Origin of the sequence: Streptomyces sp. NPDC013187 (assembly GCF_042899705.1) — a bacterium.
In the GTDB taxonomy this organism is placed as follows: Bacteria; Actinomycetota; Actinomycetes; order Streptomycetales; family Streptomycetaceae; genus Streptomyces; species Streptomyces hawaiiensis_A.
The window spans coordinates 68105-87882 of sequence record NZ_JBIBAF010000017.1 but is presented as its reverse complement, the minus strand read 5'-3'; the positions used below and the strand labels follow the sequence as shown (position 1 = coordinate 87882).

Sequence of the window (19778 nt, the reverse complement as noted above, 5' to 3'; positions counted from 1 at the left end):
TGCCGTGTCCGGCTCAGGTTTTCGCTGGCTTCTTACTTAAAGGTTCCTGCATATGTAGGTCGCATAACGGCTGGTCAGGGCCGTATCAGGGCCCTTGACAGGCCTTCTGGTCTGGTCCAAGCTCCCCGGTACTGGTCTACACCATTGGTCCAGGCCCGGCCCCACGTTCACTGCGGGGAGCCAGGGGGGTTGTGGGATCCCTGAGGAGGGTGGCGTGAAGCGCAAGCTGACAGCCGCGATCGGAATCGCGGGCATGATGGTCTCCATCGCGGCATGCGGGGGCGAGGGTGGCGGGGGCTCCGACAAGGGCGCGGACGCCAAGGAGCTGACCGTCTGGCTCACCGTCGACGCCCAGAACAACTGGCCCGCACTGGTGAAGGCCGCCGACGCCGCGGTGCAGAAGAAGCACCCCGGCCTCAAGATCAACCACGAGTACTACGGCTGGCCCGACAAGAACGCCAAGCTCGACGCCGTCCTCGCCACGGACAAGGCGCCCGACGTGGTCGAGATGGGCAACACCGAGATGCTCGGCTACATGGTCAAGGGCGCCTTCGCCCCCCTCGACCAGGCGAAATTCGACAACTCCGACGCCTGGCTGGACGGCCTGAAGGCCTCGGTCACCTACGAGGGCAAGATTTACGGCGTCCCGTACTACGCCGGCGGCCGCGTCGCCAACTGGCGCAAGGACGTGGCGGCGTCCGTCGGGGTGAAGTCGACGCCGAAGACCTATCAGGAGCTCACCGCCGCCCTGGACAAGATCCAGAAGAAGCGGGGCGACAAGTTCAGCGCCTGGTATCAGCCCACCCGCGACTGGTACGCGGCCATGTCCTTCGTCTACGACGCGGGCGGCGCCATCGCCACCGAGTCGGGCGGCCGGTGGAAGGCCTCCCTCTCCTCGCCCGAGTCCCTCAAGGGCCTGAAGGAGTTCAAGAACGTCGTCGACTCCTACATGCACGGCGACAAGACCAAGGACGAGTCCGACCGCTACATCGTCTACGGCCAGGGCAAGTCCGCCATGATCTTCGCGGCCGCCTGGGAGGGCGCCACCGCCGAGGACCCGAAGAACGACAAGAGCGGCAAGCTCAAGGGCAACCTCGAGAACTTCGTGATGCCCGGCCCGTCCGGCAAGAACATGCCCGTCTTCCTGGGCGGCTCCGACCTCGCCGTGCCGGTGAAGTCCGACGCGCAGGCCCTGGCCGCCGAGTGGATCAACGCGTTCACCGGTTCCTCCGGGCAGAAGGGCCTGATGGCCAAGGGCAACCTGCCCAACAACAAGACCGACCTCGCGACGCTCAAGAACGACCCGAAGACGGCCGTCCCCGCCACCGCGGCCGAGTCCAGCTGGTTCGTCCCGATGGCACCCGGCTGGGGCCAGGTCGAGAAGGCCCAGGTCCTGCAGACCATGCTGCAGAGCATCGGCACCGGCAAGAAGTCCGTCGAGGCCGCCGCCAAGGAGGCGGACGCCGCGATCGACAAGGTCATCAACACCAAGTGACCTGAGCGCGGGGCTCCCCGGCATGCGGAGCCCCGCCGTCCGAACGACCTGAGGGACCGCCGAGGAGCGCGCGATGAGTGCCGCAGACACCCACATCCCTGCCAAAGTGCCGCCACCGCGGCAGGCACCCCCGCCACCCCCCGACAAGCGGCGGCCCCGCAGGCAGCGCACGTCGGGCGGCGCCTCCGTCCCCTGGCTGCTGCTCGCGCCCTGCCTGCTGATCCTCGCCCTGGTCATGGGCTATCCGCTGGCCCGCCTGGTCACCCTGTCCTTCCAGAAGTTCGGGCAGTCCCAGCTGTGGGGCTTCCAGCCGGCCGAGTCGGTCGGGTTCGACAACTTCGCCAAGGTGCTGGGCGACGGCGAGTTCTGGGCCGTCGTCGTGCGCACGATCGTCTTCGCGGCCGGGGCCGTCGTCTTCACCATGGTGATCGGCATGGCGCTCGCCCTGCTGCTCCAGCGGGTCTCCGGCTGGCTGAAGATACTCATCAACATCGTGCTGGTGGCCGGCTGGGGCATGCCGGTGATCGTGGCGACCACGGTCTTCAAGTGGCTCTTCGACTCCGACTACGGCGTCTTCAACGCGCTGCTCAGCAAGCTGCCCGGCGTCGACATGGTCGGCCACAACTGGTTCGCCAGCGGCCCCGAGGGTCTGGCCGTGATCATGCTGCTGGTGATCTGGGGAGCGGTGCCGTTCGTGGTCATCACGCTCAGCGCCGGTCTCACCCAGGTCCCCAAGGAGCTGGAGGAGGCCGCCCGCCTGGACGGCGCAGGCTCCTTGGGCGTCTTCCGCTATGTCACCCTGCCCGTCCTCAAGCCGATCATCGTGATGCTCACGACCCTGTCGGTCATCTGGGACATGGGCGTCTTCCCCCAGGTGTTCGTCATGCGCGGCGGCCACCCCGAGCCGGAGTTCCAGGTCCTCAACACCTACTCCTACGACCGGGCCTTCGTCGTCAACGACTACGCCCAGGGCTCGGCCATCGCGCTGATCACCGTCTTGCTGCTGCTCGGCGTCGTCGCCGTCTACATGCGGCAGATGCTGAAGATCGGAGAGGTCGAATGAGCACGCTCGCCGGAGCCGGCCGCCGGAAGTCGCGGCTGGGCTGGAACCTCCTCGGCCTCCTCGTCTTCGTCACCGCCGGCTTCCCGCTCTACTGGATGCTCAACACCGCGTTCAAGCCCGCCAAGGACGCCATCGACGCGGACCCGAGCCTGCTGCCGACCGGCATCACCCTCGACAACTTCACCCGGGCGCTGGACATCGCCGACTTCTGGGGCCCGGTGGGCCGCAGCCTGGTGGTGTCGCTGGCCGTGGTGGTCATCGGCATGGTCGTCGGACTGCTGGCCGCGCTCGCCATCTCCCGGTTCGCCTTCCGCGGCCGCAAGATCGTGATCGTGGGCATCCTGGCCGTGCAGATGGTCCCGCTGGTCGCCATGATCATCCCGGTGTTCCTGCTGCTCAACGACCTGGGCCAGTACGACCGGCTCACCGGCCTCATCATCACGTACCTGACCTTCATCCTCCCGTTCACGGTGTGGACGCTGCGGGGCTTCATCGTCAACATCCCGAGGGAACTGGAGGAGGCGGCCATGGTCGACGGCTGTTCGCGCACCGGCGCCTTCCTCCGGGTCGTCTTCCCGCTCCTGGCCCCCGGCATGGTCGCCACCTCGGTCTACGGTTTCATCCAGGCCTGGAACGAGTACCTGTACGCCCTGATGCTCCTCAGCCAGAAGAACCAGACCGCGACGGTCTGGCTCGGCAACTTCACCACCAAACACGGCACCGAATACGCCCCGATGATGGCCGGCGCCACGATGATGGCCGTGCCGATCGTCGCCCTCTTCCTCCTCGTCCAGCGCAAGATGGCCGCGGGCCTGACCGCGGGCGCCGTGAAGGGATGACCTCACCCGATGACGACACTCGCCAGCGGCACCGACACACTCACCCGCGACGCCCTCACCGTCCTCCAGCCCGGCTTCACCGGCACCACCGCCCCCGACTGGCTGCTGCGGCGGCTCGGTGAGGGCCTCGCCTCCGTCGGACTGTTCGGCCGCAACATCGCCTCCCCCGGCCAACTGGCCGCCCTGACCGCCCAGCTGCGGGCCGAGCGCGACGACGTCCTCGTCGCCATCGACGAGGAGGGCGGCGACGTGACCCGCCTGGAGGTGCGGGGCGGCTCCTCCTTCCCGGGCAACCACGCCCTCGGCGCGGTCGACGACGTGGAGCTGACCCAGCAGGTCGCCCACGAACTGGGCTGCCGCCTCGCCGCCTGCGGCGTCAACCTCAACTGGGCCCCGTCCGCCGACGTGAACTCCGACCCGCGCAACCCGGTCATCGGCGTCCGTTCCTTCGGCGCCGACACCGGCCTGGCCGCCCGGCACACCGCCGCCTACGTCACCGGGCTGCAGTCCGCAGGGGTCGCCGCCTGCACCAAGCACTTCCCGGGCCACGGCGACACCGCCGTCGACTCCCACCACGCCCTGCCACGCATCGACGTCCGCGCCGAGGTGCTGGCCGAGCGCGAACTGACCCCGTTCCGCGCCGCCATCGCCGCCGGCACCCGGGCCGTCATGAGCGCCCACATCCTGGTCCCCGCGCTGGACCCCGACCGCCCGGCCACCCTCTCCCACCGCATCCTCACCGGCCTGCTGCGCGACGAGCTCGGCTACGACGGCCTCATCGTCACCGACGGCATGGAGATGCGCGCCATCGCCGGTACCTATGGCATCGAACGCGGCAGCGTCCTGGCCATCGCCGCGGGCGCCGACGCGATCTGCGTGGGCGGCGGTCTCGCCGACGACGCGACCGTGCTGCGCCTGCGGGACGCCCTGGTCGGAGCCGTGCGGGCGGGCGAACTCCCGGAGGAACGCCTCGCCGAGGCCGCCGACCGGGTACGGGCACTGGCCCGCTGGGCGGGCGCGGCGGACCGCCCGGCAGAGAGCACCCACGGCACCGAGATCGGCCTGCACGCCGCCCGCCGCGCTCTCACCGTGACCGCCGCGCCCGGCCTCGGCAGCCCCGACACCTTCAAGCCCCTCACGGAACCGCCCTACGTCGCCGCCCTCACCCCCGTCGCCAACATCGCCGTGGGCGACGAGACCCCGTGGGGCGTCGCCGCTGAACTCGTCCACCTCCTGCCGGGCACGGTGACCGGCAGCTTCTCCGCCGGGGACGGCCCGGAGGCGGAGGCCGGTGGGAGCGCCGGACGGGCGGCGCTGGAGGCGGCCGGCCCCCGTCGCATCGTCGCGGTCGTGCGCGACGAACACCGCCACCCCTGGATGGCCTCGGCCCTCGACACCCTGCTGGCGGCCCGCCCCGACACCGTCGTCGTGGAGATGGGCGTCCCCCAGGCCGCCCCGCGTGGCGCCCTGCACCTCGCCACCCACGGCGCGGCCCGCGTCTGCGGCCGGGCGGCGGCCGAAGTGATCGCCGGGGTCACGGGGCTGTGAGGACGCGGAGTGAACCGGTCGGCCCGGCCGATCCGCGCCGGCCCGGGCCGGTTCGTGTCAGCCCGGCCCGATTCGTGTCAGCACAACCCGGGGGCACCCCGCCACACCGATGAGTTCCGGCCGGGCCACGAGCCCTGGTACTCGGTGCGGGACGTGCCCGCCCCCGTCAGCGGCGGCATGGGCCATCTCACCGCCTTTCTGCGCGACGGCGACCGCACCTTCCTCACCTACTCCACGACGGGCCGCGGCAACGAGCGGGTCAACGGCTCCCTCGGCCTGCTCGACATGACGCCCTACGGCCGCGGCGAGGCCTGGGAGGTCAACCCCGAGGGGTGGGCCCGACGGCCGCGACGCGTGCTGGTCCTGGCGCTCGGACGCCAAGGGCAACGCCACCTGGGGCCCGACCAGCCGCCCCGCATCGCAGTGGACCTGCCCCGGTGCGACCCCTGTGGAGACCTTGGGCAGGCCAGGCCATCACCATTGAGGAAGCCCGTGTCAACAACCCCGCGGGTCGATGGGCCTAGATCCCCTGCCAGTCAGGCTTGTTGGCATAGGTGTGGCGGAAGTACTCCGCCAGCTTCAGCTTCGACGCGGCGGCCTCGTCGACGACGACGGTCGCGTGCGGGTGGAGCTGGAGCGCGGACGCGGGGCACACCGCGGCGATCGGCCCTTCCACCGTCGCCGCGACCGCGTCAGCCTTGCCCTCGCCGGTGGCGAGCAGCACCAGGTGCCGGGCCTCCAGGATGGTGCCGATGCCCTGCGTGATCACGTGGTGCGGCACCTGGCCGATGTCACCGTCGAAGAAGCGTGCGTTGTCGATGCGGGTCTGCTCGGTCAGCGTCTTGATCCGCGTCCGCGACGCCAGCGACGAGCACGGCTCATTGAAACCTATGTGTCCGTCGGTCCCGATGCCGAGCAGCTGAAGGTCCACACCCCCCGCGTCCGACAGCGCCTTGTCGTAGGCCTCGCACGCACCTTGCACGTCCGCCGCCGTGCCGTCCGGGCCCATGAACTGGTCCATCCCGATCCCCAGCGGCTCCAGCACCTCACGCCGCAGCACCGACCGGTACGACTCCGGATGATCGGCGGGCAGCCCCACGTACTCGTCGAGCTGTGCTATCCGCGCCCGTCCGACGTCCACCGTGCCGGAGCGCACCTTCGCCGCCAGCGCTTCGTACACAGGCAGCGGCGTCGAGCCCGTGGCCACGCCGAGCAGGGCGGCGGGCTTGCGCCGGAGCAGCTGTGCCATGGCCTCGGCGATGAGCTCGCCGCCCGCCTCGGCGTCCGGAACGATGACAACTTCCACGCTGGGCCTGCCGATCTGAGAGGACTGCTCAACTGGGATCCGACCCGGGAGGGGTCGTGTGGTTTAGACCAATCTATTGACCAATCTAACAGAGCGGTCCTGCCGCTCCCAGGGTGCGTACCGACGCTCCCGCGCGGGTGGCGCTGCTGTGCCGAACAGGTCAGCAGGGCATGAACAGTGGGGCTCCCAGGAGGTGTGGAAGTGCGTTCAAGACCTCCCGGGCGGGCGGTGTCCGGCCCGGGGGAGTGGAATGGGGTCTGCACCCGCCCCGCCCCGGAAGGAACCCGCCATGACCGCCGCAGCCACACCGGACCCCCTCAGCGAACTCCCGGGCCGGACCATGGCCCGCGAGATGGCGGAGCAGCCCGCCGTCCTGCGCCGGATCCTGTCCCAGGGCGCCCCCGCCATCCAGGACGTGGCCCGGCGGATCGCCGCCCGCACGCCCCGCTTCGTCCTGCTGACCGCCCGCGGCACCTCCGACAACGCCGCCCTGTACGCCAAGTACCTCCTGGAGATCCGGCTCGGCCTGCCCTGCGGACTCACCTCGATGTCCACCACCACGGCCTACGGCGCCCGGCCCGACCTCACCGACGTCCTGGTCGTCACCGTCAGCCAGTCCGGCGGCTCCCCCGACCTGGTCGCCTCGACCCGGGCCGCCCGTGCGGCAGGCGCCATCACGCTGGCCGTCACCAACAACCCGGACTCACCGCTCGCCGGTGTCTCCGAGTACCACATCGACATCATGGCCGGGCCCGAGAAAGCCCTCCCCGCGACCAAGACGTACACGGCCTCCCTCCTCGCGCTCTACCTCTTCGTCGAAGGCCTGCGGGGCGGCGACGGCGCGCCTGCGCGGGTGCTGCCGGACCTCGCCGAGCAACTGCTGGCCCGCCAAGGGGAGGTACGCACGCTCGCCGCCCGCTACCGCTTCGCCGAGCGCATGGTGATCACCTCCCGCGGTTACGGCTACCCCACGGCCAAGGAAGCCGCCCTCAAGCTGATGGAGACCAGCTACATCCCAGCCCTCTCCTATTCCGGCGCGGACCTGCTGCACGGACCCCTCGCCATGGTCGACAACGTCTCCCCGGTCATCGCCGTGGTGACCGACGGCAAGGGCGGCGCAGCCCTCCAGCCGGTCCTGGACCGGCTGCGCGGCCGCGGCGCCGACCTCGTCGTCATCGGACCGGGGCACCAGGTGGAACAGGCTTCGGCCGGCTTCGTGCTGCCCACGGACGACGTGGCGGAGGAGGTCCAGCCCGTGCTGGAGATCATCCCCCTCCAGCTCCTGGCCTACGAGGTCACCATCGCCCGGGGCCAGGACCCGGACGCACCCCGGGCACTGGCGAAGGTGACGGAGACCCGCTGAGGCCGGGGAGGGAGGGCCGGGGGCTCGCGCCCCGCTCTCTCGCGGCTAGGTGAGCGAACCCCCCGTCACGTCCACCCAACTGCCCGTCACCCAACGCCCGCCGTCCGACACCAGGAACGCCACCACGTCGGCGACCTCGGCGGGCCGGCCCACCCCGCCCAGCGCCGAGAACGCCGCGGCCTTCGCCCAGCCGTCGGTACTGCCGTACAGCAGTGCCGCCGTGTTGTCCGTGTCTATGATCCCCGGGGCCACCGAGTTCACCGTGATGCCCCGATGCCCCAGAACCTTGGACAGGTCCCGTGAGAGGACGTCCAGCGCGCCCTTCGTCATCGCGTACGCCATGTTGTCCGGTATGGCCGCCGTCCGGGCCAGCCCCGACGAGATGTTGACGACCCGGCCGCCGTCCCGCAGGCGCGCCATGCCGTGCTTGAGGATGAAGAACGGTGCCTTCACGTTCACCGCGAAGACCTCGTCGAACTCCCGCTCCTCCAGCTGCCCGATCGGCCGCGTGTTGCCGATCGCCGCGTTGTTCACCAGGATGTCCAGCCCGTCCGCGTGCCGGTCGAACTCCTCCCACAGTGCCTCGGCGTCCCCGGGCGTGCCCAGTTCCACGCCCACCGCGAAGGCCGAGCCGCCGGCCCTTTCGATCGCCGCGACCGTTTCCTTCGCCGCCGTCTCGTTCCTGCCGTAGTGCACCGCGACGCGAGCGCCGTCGCGCCCCAGCCGCTCGGCGATGCCTCGCCCGATGCCCCTGCTCGCCCCCGTGACGAGTGCCGTCCTGCCGGTGAGCACGCCCATGACGGCGCCCCCTTCTCATTTTTCTAGCGGTCGCTACAGAAATGACCGTACAGCAGCAGGCCTCCATTTCTCTAGTGCCCGCTATAAAATGCATCCCATGGTGAACGAGGACGGAACCGCGAAGGCTCCGAAGGGGCCTGACGCCACGAGTGCGACGGCCGCCGGGGCGGGCAAGGCCAGGACCCGGCCCCGCGGTCGGCCCCGCTCCTTCGATCGCGAAACCGCATTGGAAAAGGCCCTCCTGGCGTTCTGGGAGCACGGCTACGAAGCCACCTCCGTCTCCGACCTCACCCGCGTCATGGACATCGGAGCCCCCAGCCTCTACTCCGCCTTCGGTGACAAGCGGTCCCTCTTCGAAGAGGTCGTCCGCGTGTACGGCACGCGATACGGATCCTTCACCGAGCGCGCCCTCGCCGAGGAGCCCACCGCACGGGCCGCCGTGGAGCGCGCCCTGCGTGAAGCCGCCACCGCGTACACCGAACCCGGCCACCCGCACGGCTGCCTCGTCGTCCACGCCGCCGCGAACTGTTCGAACCCGGAGGTGGAGCAGTCGCTGCGGGACCGCCGCAACGCCAACATCGCCGCGTTCGAGAGTCGGATAAGGGCCGATGTCGCCGCCGGCGTGCTGCCGCCCGCCACGGACGCCGCCGCCCTGGCCCGCCACACCGGAGCGATGATCCAGGGCATGTCACAACAGGCACGTGACGGGGCGAGCAGGGAGGAACTGGAGGCGGTCGCGGAAATTGCCCTGTCCATCTGGCCCCGCACAGGAACCCACACGGGTTAGGCTGCCTGCTGGGCGCCGCTGCGTCCGACGCGTCGCGGAAATGACAACAACGAACAGCCTCCAACGCATGGACACCCATAAGTGGTCTAGTCCACAATGCGTGACGAGAGCGCGTGTGCAACGCGCACCAGCCTCCGTCTTCCCCGCACAGGAAGGCGGACCGAGGAACCGAGGCTCTCTGCCCTGACTGCCCCGGCTCCTCAATCCTCGGCCGACCGGGACCGCACACCCCACGGCCGATGCTGCTCCGGGCTGCGGTGCCGGGAGGGTTGAGGGTCCCTCTCAGGCGCCGCGGCCCGCGGGTGTTTCAGGGCCGTACGAACCCCCGGGTACGCTCGCCACGTGCCCTCCATGAACGAACTCGTACGCCAGCACACCGCCCTCGACGACACCGATCTCGAGTGGCTGCACCTGCTGGTCTCGGAGTGGCAGCTGCTCTCCGACCTCTCCTTCGCCGACCTGGTGCTGTGGGTCCCCACCAGCGACGGCACCCGGTACGTCTCGGTCGCCCAGATGCGACCCAACACCGGCCCGACCTCGTACCAGGACGACATGGTGGGCCACCTCGTCCCGCGCGGCCGCCGCCCGATGCTGGACGCCGCCCTCGACGAGGGCCGCATCGTGCGCGAGGGTGACCCCGAGTGGCGCGAGGAGGTGCCCGTCCGGGTCGAGTCGATCCCCGTACGGCGGGAGGGGCGCGTCCTCGGAGTCATCGCGCGCAACACCAACCTCCTCACCGTGCGCACCCCGAGCCGCCTGGAACTCACCTACCTGCAGAGCGCCTCCGACCTGGCGCAGATGATCGCGGCCGGGTCCTTCCCGTTCGCCAACCAGCAACTCGACATGGATGCCTCGCCCCGCGTGGGCGACGGCCTGATCCGGCTCGACGCCGACGCCATCGTCCAGTACGCCTCCCCGAACGCCCTGTCCGCCTACCACCGGCTCGGCCTCGCCTCCGACCTCGTCGGCCAGCACCTGGGCAGGACCACCGCCGAACTCGCCCCGACCCGGGGTCCGGTGGACGAGGCACTCGCCAAGGTCGCCAGCGGCTGGGCGCCGCGCGAGTTCGAGATCGAGGCAAGCGACGGGGTCATTCAGTTCCGCGCGATCCCGCTGAAGCCGAAGGGCACCCGCATCGGTTCCCTCGTCCTGCTCCGGGACGTCACCGAGCTGCGTCGGCGCGAGCGCGAGTTGATCACCAAGGACGCGACGATCCGCGAGATCCACCACCGCGTCAAGAACAACCTCCAGACGGTGGCGGCTCTGCTGCGCCTCCAGGCCCGGCGCATCGAGTCCGACCGCGGGCGCGAGGCCCTCGAAGAGGCGGTGCGGCGCGTCGGATCGATTGCGATCGTGCACGAGACGCTCTCCCAGAACCTGGACGAGCGCGTGGAGTTCGACGACATCGCCGACCGCGTGCTGGCCATGGTCGCGGAGATCTCCCCGGGCAAGGTCGCGGGCCGGCGCACCGGCCGCTTCGGCATTCTCGACGCCGAGGTCGCCACGCCGCTGTCGATGGTGCTGACCGAGGTGTTGCAGAACGCGCTGGAGCACGGGTTCCGCGAGGGCGACACCGGCACGGTCGAGGTGTCGGCGGTCCGCGGCGGCACGGCCAAGGAGGCCCGACTGCTGGTCACGGTCCAGGACGACGGGGTCGGTCTGCCCGAAGGGTTCGATCCGCACACCGCCGGCAATCTCGGCCTGCAGATCGTGCGGACCCTGGTGGAGGGAGAGTTGGGCGGCACCTTCGACATGGTCCCGGCCCCGGAGCGCGGCACCCGCGTGATCCTTGACATCCCGGTGCGATCGCAGAAGTAACGGAATCCGGAGTTCTTGCAAAGGGGACCCGATAAAAGCAATGAGCCCCGGGCCACCAAGTGGCCCGGGGCTAAAGCTCGTTGCTGCTTAACTAAGCGCATCGGGGGAACTGCGCGCTGCGGCTCGGGGGCGGGAGATGCGTACGCGCTGTACGCGCCGCCAAGCTCAGGCTGTCAGCAGGGGTGGGTTGTCAGGCGGAGGCCTGACGGGCCCGGTTGCGGGCGGCGCGGCGCTTCATGGCGCGACGCTCGTCCTCGCTGAGACCACCCCAGACGCCGGAGTCCTGACCGGACTCGAGCGCCCACTGCAGGCACTGCTCCATAACCGGGCAGCGACGGCAGACGGCCTTGGCTTCCTCGATCTGCAGCAGCGCAGGACCGGTGTTGCCGATGGGGAAGAAGAGCTCGGGGTCTTCCTCGCGGCAAACGGCGTTGTGACGCCAGTCCATGGCTGCTACCTCTCCTTGGTATTACGTGCAGGGTTGCTTGTGAATGTGAACGCTTTCACGAATCCCTCAACAAGTGAAGGGCCGACTGCCAGGTTCCCCGGCGAAGGTCCTGTGAGTTGAAGAGGGGTTCTGGTGATCAGTGGAGGCCGGTGTTGCGGGCCGTCTCGATCGCCACGTAGAGACTCGCAAACCTCAGCGGCGGATACAACCCCTTCTGGAAAGTTTTTTTTGATTCTTCGGTGTCGACTAGGTCACAGCCGTACTTCCATGGGGTGGATCCTGGCCTAAACGTTCGAGTGAAAGGACTTTAGCCAGTTCTGCTCACACAATCACACGCAGTGCACGGCGTACGCCTGTGAACGTCACGCTGGTCCGCAGCCCCAGGTGGTCACCGTCCATCTGGAGGGGGAGCGGGACCTTCGAATGCAAGGTGAACTCTGTCAAGTCGTGCAGAGAGGTGGCGTGCTTGCCATGGGGTCCGCGCTCGGGGGACGAAGTGAGCAACTGGGTGCCATACCGGGCAACCGCCGCGGTCGACAGGCGGCTGAGACCGAAGAGATCGAGCCCGGTATCGAACGAGGCTTTAGGTGCCGCGTAGATCGGGCGATTCCCCAGAAACGTCCAGGGCGAGGTGTTCGAGACTATGGACAGCACCAGATCGGTGATCGGGTCCTGGCCGGCCCGTTCCAGCGTGATTGTCCCGTTGCGGCGGTTCGGCTCGCCCAGGAGCTGACGCATCACCTGGCGCACGTAGAGAGCGTGTGTGGATTTCCGGCCGCGCTCGCGATGCTGCTCCACACGACCCACCACACCGGCGTCGAAGCCGAGCCCCGCGTTGAACGTGAACCAGCGGGCCGGCACCGACTCGTCCTCCGTGCCCGGCGTGCCCGAGGTCAGGCCCAGGCCGACGGTTCGCTCGCTGCCGTCGCGCAGGGCGTCCAGCAGGGCGCCGGTGGCCTCCACGGCGTCGTTGGGCAGGCCCAGGGCGCGGGCGAAGACATTGGTGGAACCGCCGGGGACCACGGCGAGGCCGGGCAGATGGCCCGGCGCGGGGCCGGCGTGCAGGAGGCCGTTGACCACTTCGTTGACCGTGCCGTCGCCGCCCAGGGCCACCACCAGGTCGATGTCGTCGCTGTCCGCCGCGTGCCGGCCGAGGTCCCGCGCGTGACCCCGGTACTCCGTGGTGACCGCCTCCAGCTTCATCTCGCTGGCGAGCGCATGGATCAGTACGTCGCGTGTGCGCGCACTTGTGGTGGTTGCCGCCGGATTGACCACGAGGAGTGCACGCATGACTGGCAGCGTACCTACTGGGGGGTACCGGGCCCATACCGAGGTAGGGATCCGGTAAGAGGGCGGGGGTGAACCTCCCCACGAGGGGCGCGCACGACGAGGGCTACTCTTCAGGGGTGAGCAGTGAGCAGACCCCCACCATCGAGGAAACCACCGGCGCCCGGCCCCGGCGTCTGACGTACGCCGCGCTGCTGGCGGCGCTGGAAGGCCTCGCGCTGGTCGTCGGCGGCGTCTGGATCCTCGTCCTCGGCCTCACGGGGCATCCCGACGACCGGCAGCAGGCCGTGACCGGCGGTATCACGCTGGTCGTGCTCGCACTGCTGCCGCTGTTCGCAGCCCGGGGACTGCTCGCCCTGCGCAGCTGGAGCCGCGGCCCGGCCGTCATCACGCAGCTCATGGCGCTGCCGGTGGCCTACAACCTGCTGCAGGCCGACAGCATGGCCATCCCGGGCGGGATCGCCCTCGCGGTCGTGGCCGTCGCGTCGCTGGTGCTGCTGGTGAACCCCGAGACGACCCGGGCCCTCGGGATCCGCGGGCCCGGCAACTCCGGCAACCTGGAGAAGTAGTCGTCACTCCTCGACGAGGAGCTTCTCCCGCAGCTGGGCCAGCGTGCGTGCCAGCAGCCGGGAGACATGCATCTGGGAGATGCCGACCTCCTGCGCGATCTGCGACTGCGTCATGTTGCCGAAGAACCGCAGCAGCAGAATCCGCTTCTCGCGCGGCGGGAGATCCTCCAGCAGTGGCTTGAGGGACTCCCGGTACTCCACGCCCTCCAGCGCCTCGTCCTCGGCGCCGAGGGTGTCCGCGACCGCCGGGGACTCGTCATCGGTGTCGGGGACGTCCAGGGACAACGTGGAGTACGCGTTGGCGGACTCCAGGCCCTCCAGGACCTCCTCCTCGGAGATCGCCAGCTTCTCGGCGAGCTCGTGGACCGTGGGGGAGCGGCCGTGCAGCTGCGACAGCTCGGCCGTCGCCGTGGTCAGCGCCAGGCGCAGCTCCTGCAGCCGGCGCGGGACGCGCACCGCCCAGCCCTTGTCGCGGAAGTGTCGCTTGATCTCGCCGACGACCGTCGGGGTCGCGTACGTCGAGAACTCCACGCCACGGTCCGGGTCGAAACGGTCGACCGACTTGATCAGCCCGATCGTGGCGACCTGGGTGAGGTCGTCCAGCGGCTCGCCCCGGTTGCGGAAGCGACGCGCGAGATGCTCCACGAGCGGCAGATGCATCCGGACCAGCTGGTTGCGCAGCTCCGCGTACTCGGGACTGCCGCTGCTCAGGGTGCGCAGCTTGAGGAACATCTCGCGCGCCCCACTGCGGTCCGGAGAGCCGTGCTGCGCCCCCTGTGCGTGGTGCGCGCGCGGCGTCTGATCCTCGGAGTGTCGCTCGTGCTCGCTCATCGTCCCGCCCGTCGCCCTTCCCCGAGCCCTCGCCTCCTCCGCCACTCTCGACTGCGCGGGAGTGGGGGGACCCCCCTGGGCCGGGGGTACGGCGATCCCCTCGCCCGGAGGCGCGCTCCGCACGGCACCGTCCCGGTCCAGCCGCCCGCCGCCCGGGAGGACGACCCCCGCGGAGTCGTCCTCGGGATGCGGGCGGGCCTGCTCGGGGATGCCGTCGATGCCGTCCGCCATGCGTCGGGCACCGGTCGGGCCGCTCGTGCCCGTGCCCTCGGCCGGCAGCTCTCGTGTGCCGCGCTCTTCGTCCCGCACCGGCCCGTCCTCGCTCCTCACGCCGGCCCGGGTCCCGCGCCGCGCTGTTTGTAGAGGCTGATCGAAACGGTTTTGTCCTTGTCCACGGCGGAGGAGACCTTGCCCGCCAGAGCGGACAGGACGGTCCAGGCGAAGGTGTCCCGCGAAGGGGCATGACCATCCGTGGTCGGCGCCGAGACGGTGACCTCGAGTGAGTCGTCGACGAGACGGAAGACACAACTGAGCACCGAGCCGGGCACGGCCTGCTGAAGCAGGATCGCGCAGGCCTCGTCCACCGCGATGCGCAGGTCCTCGATCTCGTCGAGGGTGAAGTCCAAACGGGCCGCGAGACCGGCCGTGGCCGTACGCAGCACCGACAGGTAGGCCCCCGCGGCCGGCAGCCGGACTTCTACGAAGTCCTGGGTCGCGGGCTCGCCTGCGATCTGGGACACCCTCACCTCCATGGTGGTACAAGCGTTTCAGGGCCGAGGGTCGCCCCTCGGGATAACGCGATACGTGGTTCAGCGGTGACGCTACCGCGCTCTCGACGGTCCTGTCCCCGGGACCCCAACCCCTTGTCGTCACTCACAGTAAACCTGTGGATACGCTCCGTGTCTAGGGGTTGGGCGGGCCCAAATGGGAAGAGCGCGCGCCGGGTTGACGTACCCAGACGTCAGACGGTCGAACCGTCCGCCGCCGGGGTCCTGTCGCGTCACACCAGGACGTGGTCGACGAAGCACCAGCGCCAGACCTCTCCGGGCTCGTGGGTCCGCATCACGGGGTGACCGGACTCCTTGTGATGCTCCGCCGCGTGCCGTCCCGGCGAGGAGTCGCAGCAGCCGACGTGACCGCAGCTGAGGCACAGCCGTAGTTGCACCGGATCCATGCCCTCGGCCAAGCACTCCGGACACGTCTCGCTGAGCGGGCCGGGTTCGGGGTGCGGCAGCGCGTCGGCGTGCGTGCACTGTTTCATGATTGCCAGGTTACGACGGTCGGGCGGAAGACCGCGTCGAAAAATGAGGGCGGGCGAGAACGATGGACGTGATGCCACTGCTGCTGCTCGTGGCGGGCAGTGCCGCGATCGCCGCGGCGGCGCGGCGGACCCCGGTGCCGGCGCCGCTGCTGCTGGTGGCCGTGGCGCTGGCGGTCAGCTACGTTCCGGGGGTACCCGAGTACACGCTCGACCCGCACGTCGTCCTGCCGCTCATCCTGCCCCCGCTGCTGCACACGGCCGCGACCGACAGCTCCTACCTCGACCTGCGGGCGCAGCTGCGGCCGGTCGCGATGCTGTCCGTCGGGTACGTGCTGTTCGCGACCTTCGTCGTCGGCTGGGCCCTGTACGTGATCGTGCCGGGAATGCCGCTGACCGCGGCCCTGGTCTTCGGCGCGGTGGTGGCGCCCCCGGACGCCGTCGCGGCCACGGCGGTCGCCCGCCGGGTGGGACTGCCGTCGCGGATCACCACGATCCTCCAGGGCGAGTCCCTGCTGAACGACGCCACCGCGATCACCGCCTACCGGGTGGCCCTGGCCGCCGCCGTCGGCGAGGGCGCGACCTGGGCCGGGGGCATCGGCGAGTTCCTGCTCGCGGCGGTCGGCGGCGTCGTGGTGGGCCTGCTGCTGATGGCGCCGATCCACTGGCTGCGCACGCACGTGAAGGAAGCACTGCTGCAGAACACGCTGTCCCTGCTGATCCCCTTCGTCGCCTACGCCGTCGCCGAACAGGTGCACGCCTCCGGGGTCCTCGCGGTCGTGGTCGTCGCGCTCTACCTGGGGCACCGCGCGTGGGAGGTCGATTTCGCGACGCGCCTGCAGGAGGAGGCGGTCTGGAAGATGGTCGCCTTCGTCCTGGAGTCGGCCGTGTTCGCGCTGATCGGCCTGCAACTGCCGGTGGTGCTGAGGGGGCTCGGGGAGTATGAGGGCGTCGAGGCCGCCTGGTACGCCATCGCCGTGTTCCTGGTCGTCGTCGCCACCCGGTTCGTCTGGGTGTACCCCGCCACCTTCCTGCCGCGGCTGCTGTCGGCCCGCGTGCGGGAACGGGAACAGGACCCGACCTGGAAGGGGCCGTTCGTGATCGCGTGGGCCGGGATGCGGGGGGTCGTCTCGCTGGCCATCGCCTTCTCCATCCCGCTCACCATGCACGACGGAGAAGAGCCCTTCCCGCAGCGCAACCTCATCCTCTTCCTGACCTTCACCACGGTCATCGGGACCCTGGTCGTGCAGGGCCTGACCCTGCCCCCACTGATCCGGATGCTGAAGTTCCCCGGCCGGGACGCCCATTCCGAGACGCTGGCCGAGGCCAACGCCCAGGCACAGGCCTCCCGGGCCGCCGAACGGCGCTTGGACGAACTCCTCACCGACGAGCGCAACGCCCTGCCCGCCCCGCTCGCCGACCGGCTGCGCATCGTCCTGGAGCGCCGCCGCAACGCCGTCTGGGAACGGCTCGGCCAGGCCAACCCGATCACCGGGGAGTCCGTCGACGACACCTACCGGCGGCTGTCGCGCGAGATGATCAGCGCCGAGCGCGAGGTGTTCGTCAGACTCCGGGACGGCCGTTACATCGACGACGAGATGCTGCGGACCCTGCTGCGCAGGCTTGACCTGGAGGAGGCGGCGGCGTTCCGGGAGGCGGCGTGACGGCGGAGCGTCGCCGTCGAGGGCAGGACGGAGCGGCACGTCAAGGGGAGCGGCGCCTCAGGGGAAGGGGCGGCCGGTGATCACGGCCGCGACCGCCGTCCCGCGCGGGAAGGCACCCTCACCGGCCAGCGTGACGAGTCCGTACAGCAGCTTGGCGACATACAGACGCTCCACGGGCAGGCCGTGCCGTTGCTCGAAGTCCTCCGCGAAGGCGTCGAGTTCGGCGGGCACGCGCGCGTAGCCACCGAAATGGAAGCGCTCATCGAGGCTCCAGGTGCCGCGCCGGCCGCCGAATGCCTCACGCTGCAGGGCCTCCGTCTCGGCGGTCAGGAAGCCGCCCTTGAGCACCGGCACGCCCAGGGCACGCACGCCGGGGCCGAGACCGGCGGCCAGCCCCGCGAGTGTGCCACCGGTGCCGCAGGCCACGGCGACGACCTCGGCCCGGCCCCGCAGCTCGCTGCCGAGCGCGCGGCAACCGCGTACGGCCTCGGCGTTGCTGCCGCCCTCGGGGACGACGTAGGCGTCCTCGGCGTCCGCCGCGCGCAGGACGACGGCCAGGTCCCGGGGCGAGGACTTGCGGCGGTAGGTCGCCCTGTCGACGAAGTGCAGCCGCATCCCGTCGGACGCGCAGCGACTCAGTGAGGGGTTGAGGGGCCGGCCGGCCAGCTCGTCGCCGCGTACGACACCGACCGTGGGGATGCCGAGCAGCCGGCCGGCCGCGGCCGTGGCACGCAGATGGTTGGACCAGGCGCCGCCGAAGGTGACGACGGTACGGCCGGCCGCCGCGATCAGGTTCGGCGCGAGCTTGCGCCACTTGTTGCCGATCAGCTCGGGATGGATCAGATCGTCCCGCTTCAGCAGCAGCCGGACGCCCCGGCGCTCGAACCGGTCGTCCACGACTTCCTGCACCGGTGACGGCAGCCGGGGCAGCAGCGCGGCGAGTCCGGGCGGATCGGGGCTGGTCATCGAGCCATTGTCACCCGCGAGTGGGGGAGGAGGGGGATCGGGGCTGACGCCCTCGCTGCGCCGGGGCACTCGATCCGCGTCCCGGACGCCGGCGCTTCGAACGCCGTGACGGGCCCCCTCTGCCCAGCAGCGCGAAGATCCATTCCCGCTCTTTCGGGTAATAGCACCGCCGCGTCGGGTGCGGAAGGCTTGCGGGTGCACATCGATGCCCGAGGCATGGGGGCGTCGGTCACAACCGGGAGGGCAGTTCTCTATGTCGGTAGGCGAAGAGGTCCGCACGGAGCAGACCAAGCCGCAGCAGAGTCTCGGCACGGCGGCCGCGCGGAACCTGGCCACCACGACCAAGTCCGTGCCGCAGATGCAGGAGATCAGCTCGCGCTGGCTGCTGCGGATGCTTCCCTGGGTCGATATTCAGGGCGGCACGTACCGGGTGAACCGTCGGCTCACGTTCTCCGTGGGCGACGGCCGGGTGACGTTCGTGAAGACCGGCGACCGCGTCGAGGTCATCCCCGCGGAACTGGGGGAGCTGCCGGCGTTGCGGTCGTACGAGGACGAGGAGGTGCTCTTCGAGATCTCCCGCCGCTGCGAGCAGCGGGAGATCCCGGCGGGCGAGGTGATCGCCTCCTTCGGCAGCCCGTCCGACGAGGTGTACCTGCTGGCGCACGGCAGGGTGGAGAAGGTCGGCACCGGCCCCTACGGGGACGACGAGTCCCTCGGAATCCTCGCGGACGGGGCCTACTTCGGCGACGAGGCGCTGCTCGACGGGGACGCGATCTGGGAGTTCACGGCCCGCGCCCTCACCGCGTGCACCGTGCTCGTGCTGCCCCGCCAGGAGTTCGAGCAGATCGCGGAGCGCTCGGACACCCTGCGCGAACACCTCCGGCAGCGCCGCTCGATCCCCTCGCAGCGCTCCAACAAGTACGGCGAGAAGGAGATCGACCTCTCCTCCGGCCACTCGGGCGAGCCGGACATCCCGCACACGTTCGTCGACTACGAGGCCCGGCCGCGTGAGTACGAACTGAGCGTCGCGCAGACCGTGCTGCGCATCCACACGCGCGTGGCCGACCTCTACAACCAGCCCATGAACCAGACCGAGCAGCAGATCCGGCTGACGGTCGAGGCGCTGAAGGAGCGCCAGGAGCACGAGCTCATCAACAACCGCGACTTCGGGCTCCTGCACAACTGCGAGTACGACCAGCGGATCCAGCCGCACGACGGCGTGCCCAGCCCGGACGACCTCGACGAGCTGCTCAGCAGGCGCCGCGGCACCAAGATGCTCCTCGCTCATCCGCGTGCCATCTCCGCGTTCGGCCGCGAGCTCAACAAGCGCGGGCTGGTGCCCGAGACCATCGACATGGCCGGCAACCGCATCCCGACCTGGCGCGGTGTGCCGATCTTCCCGTGCAACAAGATCCCGGTCTCGGACGCCCGTACGACGTCCATCATCGCTCTGCGTACCGGCGAGGCCGACCAGGGTGTCATCGGGTTGCGCGCCTCCGGCATCCCGGACGAGATCGAGCCGAGCCTGTCGGTGCGCTTCATGGGCATCAATGAACAGGCCATCATCAAGTACCTGGTCACGGCCTACTACTCGGCCGCGGTCCTGGTACCGGACGCGCTCGGCGTCCTGGAGAACGTCGAGATCGGCCGCTGGCGGTGACGCTGCCGACAGGCAGGCCGTGTCCCCGCCCGTCAGGGCGGGTACATCCTCGGGGTACGCGCCCAGCGACAGCGGAAG

The 19778-nt window shown here is 70.2% G+C and carries 18 protein-coding genes and 1 pseudogene; 11 read left to right on the top strand and 8 right to left on the bottom strand.

Features of this window, described 5'->3' with window-relative positions; translation table 11 throughout:
* Positions 1-214: 214 nt before the first annotated feature.
* From ACFY5B_RS31625 to ACFY5B_RS31605, 5 genes and pseudogenes are all read left to right on the top strand, one after another.
* On the top strand, positions 215-1495 hold the full coding sequence (locus ACFY5B_RS31625; protein ID WP_389976046.1) for an extracellular solute-binding protein: 1281 nt from the start codon (positions 215-217) through the stop codon (positions 1493-1495).
* 73 nt (positions 1496-1568) lie between these two features.
* Positions 1569-2558 (top strand): carbohydrate ABC transporter permease, encoded by a 990-nt coding sequence (locus tag ACFY5B_RS31620; RefSeq protein WP_389976043.1) that lies wholly within the window; start codon positions 1569-1571, stop codon positions 2556-2558.
* Positions 2555-3397 carry a carbohydrate ABC transporter permease gene (locus ACFY5B_RS31615; protein WP_389976040.1) on the top strand — a complete coding sequence of 281 codons (843 nt, stop codon included), beginning with the start codon at positions 2555-2557 and terminating at the stop codon, positions 3395-3397. The genes ACFY5B_RS31620 and ACFY5B_RS31615 overlap by 4 nt, the downstream gene beginning before the upstream one ends.
* Before the next feature lie 9 nt (positions 3398-3406).
* Positions 3407-4945 carry a glycoside hydrolase family 3 protein gene (locus ACFY5B_RS31610; protein ID WP_389976037.1) on the top strand — a complete coding sequence of 513 codons (1539 nt, stop codon included), beginning with the start codon at positions 3407-3409 and terminating at the stop codon, positions 4943-4945.
* 129 nt (positions 4946-5074) lie between these two features.
* Positions 5075-5429, top strand: a pseudogene (locus ACFY5B_RS31605) (DUF899 family protein); the annotation flags it as partial.
* Positions 5430-5465: 36 nt separating this feature from the next.
* On the opposite strand, the gene nagB reads toward ACFY5B_RS31605, so the two are convergent.
* The gene (gene nagB, locus ACFY5B_RS31600) at positions 5466-6251 is read right to left on the bottom strand and encodes a glucosamine-6-phosphate deaminase (RefSeq protein ID WP_389976034.1); all 786 of its coding nucleotides are present in this window, start codon (positions 6249-6251) and stop codon (positions 5466-5468) included.
* 289 nt (positions 6252-6540) lie between these two features.
* On the opposite strand from nagB, the gene ACFY5B_RS31595 reads away from it, so the two are divergent.
* Positions 6541-7614, top strand: a complete 1074-nt coding sequence (locus ACFY5B_RS31595; RefSeq protein WP_389976031.1) for an SIS domain-containing protein — start codon at positions 6541-6543, stop codon at positions 7612-7614.
* Positions 7615-7659: 45 nt separating this feature from the next.
* On the opposite strand, the gene ACFY5B_RS31590 is transcribed toward ACFY5B_RS31595, so the two are convergent.
* Entirely contained in the window at positions 7660-8412 is a 753-nt protein-coding gene (locus ACFY5B_RS31590) for an SDR family oxidoreductase (RefSeq protein WP_389976028.1), read from the bottom strand.
* Between the two features lie 97 nt (positions 8413-8509).
* On the opposite strand from ACFY5B_RS31590, the gene ACFY5B_RS31585 reads away from it, so the two are divergent.
* Both ACFY5B_RS31585 and ACFY5B_RS31580 read left to right on the top strand, forming a co-directional pair.
* On the top strand, positions 8510-9199 hold the full coding sequence (locus tag ACFY5B_RS31585) for a TetR/AcrR family transcriptional regulator (RefSeq protein WP_389976025.1): 690 nt from the start codon (positions 8510-8512) through the stop codon (positions 9197-9199).
* A 351-nt stretch (positions 9200-9550) separates the two neighbouring features.
* Positions 9551-11017 carry a PAS domain-containing sensor histidine kinase gene (locus ACFY5B_RS31580; protein ID WP_361869244.1) on the top strand — a complete coding sequence of 489 codons (1467 nt, stop codon included), beginning with the start codon at positions 9551-9553 and terminating at the stop codon, positions 11015-11017.
* Between the two features lie 190 nt (positions 11018-11207).
* Here ACFY5B_RS31580 and ACFY5B_RS31575 read toward each other — a convergent pair whose 3' ends face one another.
* Both ACFY5B_RS31575 and ACFY5B_RS31570 read right to left on the bottom strand, forming a co-directional pair.
* Positions 11208-11465 carry a WhiB family transcriptional regulator gene (locus ACFY5B_RS31575; RefSeq protein ID WP_016639615.1) on the bottom strand — a complete coding sequence of 86 codons (258 nt, stop codon included), beginning with the start codon at positions 11463-11465 and terminating at the stop codon, positions 11208-11210.
* A gap of 321 nt (positions 11466-11786) precedes the next feature.
* Positions 11787-12755 carry a diacylglycerol/lipid kinase family protein gene (locus tag ACFY5B_RS31570; protein WP_389976023.1) on the bottom strand — a complete coding sequence of 323 codons (969 nt, stop codon included), beginning with the start codon at positions 12753-12755 and terminating at the stop codon, positions 11787-11789.
* 116 nt (positions 12756-12871) lie between these two features.
* Between ACFY5B_RS31570 and ACFY5B_RS31565 the strand changes: the two genes are divergently transcribed.
* Positions 12872-13321, top strand: a complete 450-nt coding sequence (locus ACFY5B_RS31565; protein WP_389976020.1) for a hypothetical protein — start codon at positions 12872-12874, stop codon at positions 13319-13321.
* A 3-nt stretch (positions 13322-13324) separates the two neighbouring features.
* Here the strand turns inward: ACFY5B_RS31565 and ACFY5B_RS31560 are convergent, their stop codons facing one another.
* The 3 genes from ACFY5B_RS31560 to ACFY5B_RS31550 form a co-directional block, all read right to left on the bottom strand.
* Complete coding sequence (locus tag ACFY5B_RS31560) at positions 13325-14461, bottom strand: RNA polymerase sigma factor SigF (RefSeq protein ID WP_389976018.1); 1137 nt, start codon at positions 14459-14461, stop codon at positions 13325-13327.
* Between the two features lie 17 nt (positions 14462-14478).
* Positions 14479-14892, bottom strand: a complete 414-nt coding sequence (locus ACFY5B_RS31555) for a hypothetical protein (RefSeq protein ID WP_003992877.1) — start codon at positions 14890-14892, stop codon at positions 14479-14481.
* 260 nt (positions 14893-15152) lie between these two features.
* Positions 15153-15413: a UBP-type zinc finger domain-containing protein gene (locus tag ACFY5B_RS31550; protein WP_389976015.1), complete on the bottom strand. Its 261-nt coding sequence runs from the start codon at positions 15411-15413 to the stop codon at positions 15153-15155.
* A gap of 62 nt (positions 15414-15475) precedes the next feature.
* Here ACFY5B_RS31550 and ACFY5B_RS31545 point away from each other — a divergent pair, with 62 nt between their 5' ends.
* The gene (locus ACFY5B_RS31545; protein WP_389976012.1) at positions 15476-17074 is read left to right on the top strand and encodes a Na+/H+ antiporter; all 1599 of its coding nucleotides are present in this window, start codon (positions 15476-15478) and stop codon (positions 17072-17074) included.
* Positions 17075-17131: 57 nt separating this feature from the next.
* On the opposite strand, the gene ACFY5B_RS31540 is transcribed toward ACFY5B_RS31545, so the two are convergent.
* On the bottom strand, positions 17132-18040 hold the full coding sequence (locus ACFY5B_RS31540; protein ID WP_389976009.1) for a 1-aminocyclopropane-1-carboxylate deaminase/D-cysteine desulfhydrase: 909 nt from the start codon (positions 18038-18040) through the stop codon (positions 17132-17134).
* Positions 18041-18293: 253 nt separating this feature from the next.
* On the opposite strand from ACFY5B_RS31540, the gene ACFY5B_RS31535 reads away from it, so the two are divergent.
* Positions 18294-19700 (top strand): family 2B encapsulin nanocompartment shell protein, encoded by a 1407-nt coding sequence (locus tag ACFY5B_RS31535; protein ID WP_389976006.1) that lies wholly within the window; start codon positions 18294-18296, stop codon positions 19698-19700.
* The last annotated feature ends 78 nt before the right edge of the window (positions 19701-19778 follow it).

What these genes read in the sequence shown, in the direction of transcription:
- ACFY5B_RS31540 (WP_389976009.1), bottom strand. Translation starts at nt 18,040, where the DNA reads ATGACCAGCCCCGATCCGCCCGGACTCGCCGCGCTGCTGCCCCGGCTG.
- ACFY5B_RS31570 (WP_389976023.1), bottom strand. Translation starts at nt 12,755, where the DNA reads ATGCGTGCACTCCTCGTGGTCAATCCGGCGGCAACCACCACAAGTGCG.
- ACFY5B_RS31620 (WP_389976043.1), top strand. Translation starts at nt 1,569, where the DNA reads ATGAGTGCCGCAGACACCCACATCCCTGCCAAAGTGCCGCCACCGCGG.
- ACFY5B_RS31550 (WP_389976015.1), bottom strand. Translation starts at nt 15,413, where the DNA reads ATGAAACAGTGCACGCACGCCGACGCGCTGCCGCACCCCGAACCCGGC.
- ACFY5B_RS31585 (WP_389976025.1), top strand. Translation starts at nt 8,510, where the DNA reads ATGGTGAACGAGGACGGAACCGCGAAGGCTCCGAAGGGGCCTGACGCC.
- ACFY5B_RS31535 (WP_389976006.1), top strand. Translation starts at nt 18,294, where the DNA reads ATGTCGGTAGGCGAAGAGGTCCGCACGGAGCAGACCAAGCCGCAGCAG.
- ACFY5B_RS31590 (WP_389976028.1), bottom strand. Translation starts at nt 8,412, where the DNA reads ATGGGCGTGCTCACCGGCAGGACGGCACTCGTCACGGGGGCGAGCAGG.
- ACFY5B_RS31580 (WP_361869244.1), top strand. Translation starts at nt 9,551, where the DNA reads ATGAACGAACTCGTACGCCAGCACACCGCCCTCGACGACACCGATCTC.
- ACFY5B_RS31610 (WP_389976037.1), top strand. Translation starts at nt 3,407, where the DNA reads ATGACGACACTCGCCAGCGGCACCGACACACTCACCCGCGACGCCCTC.
- ACFY5B_RS31615 (WP_389976040.1), top strand. Translation starts at nt 2,555, where the DNA reads ATGAGCACGCTCGCCGGAGCCGGCCGCCGGAAGTCGCGGCTGGGCTGG.
- ACFY5B_RS31575 (WP_016639615.1), bottom strand. Translation starts at nt 11,465, where the DNA reads ATGGACTGGCGTCACAACGCCGTTTGCCGCGAGGAAGACCCCGAGCTC.
- ACFY5B_RS31545 (WP_389976012.1), top strand. Translation starts at nt 15,476, where the DNA reads ATGGACGTGATGCCACTGCTGCTGCTCGTGGCGGGCAGTGCCGCGATC.
- ACFY5B_RS31595 (WP_389976031.1), top strand. Translation starts at nt 6,541, where the DNA reads ATGACCGCCGCAGCCACACCGGACCCCCTCAGCGAACTCCCGGGCCGG.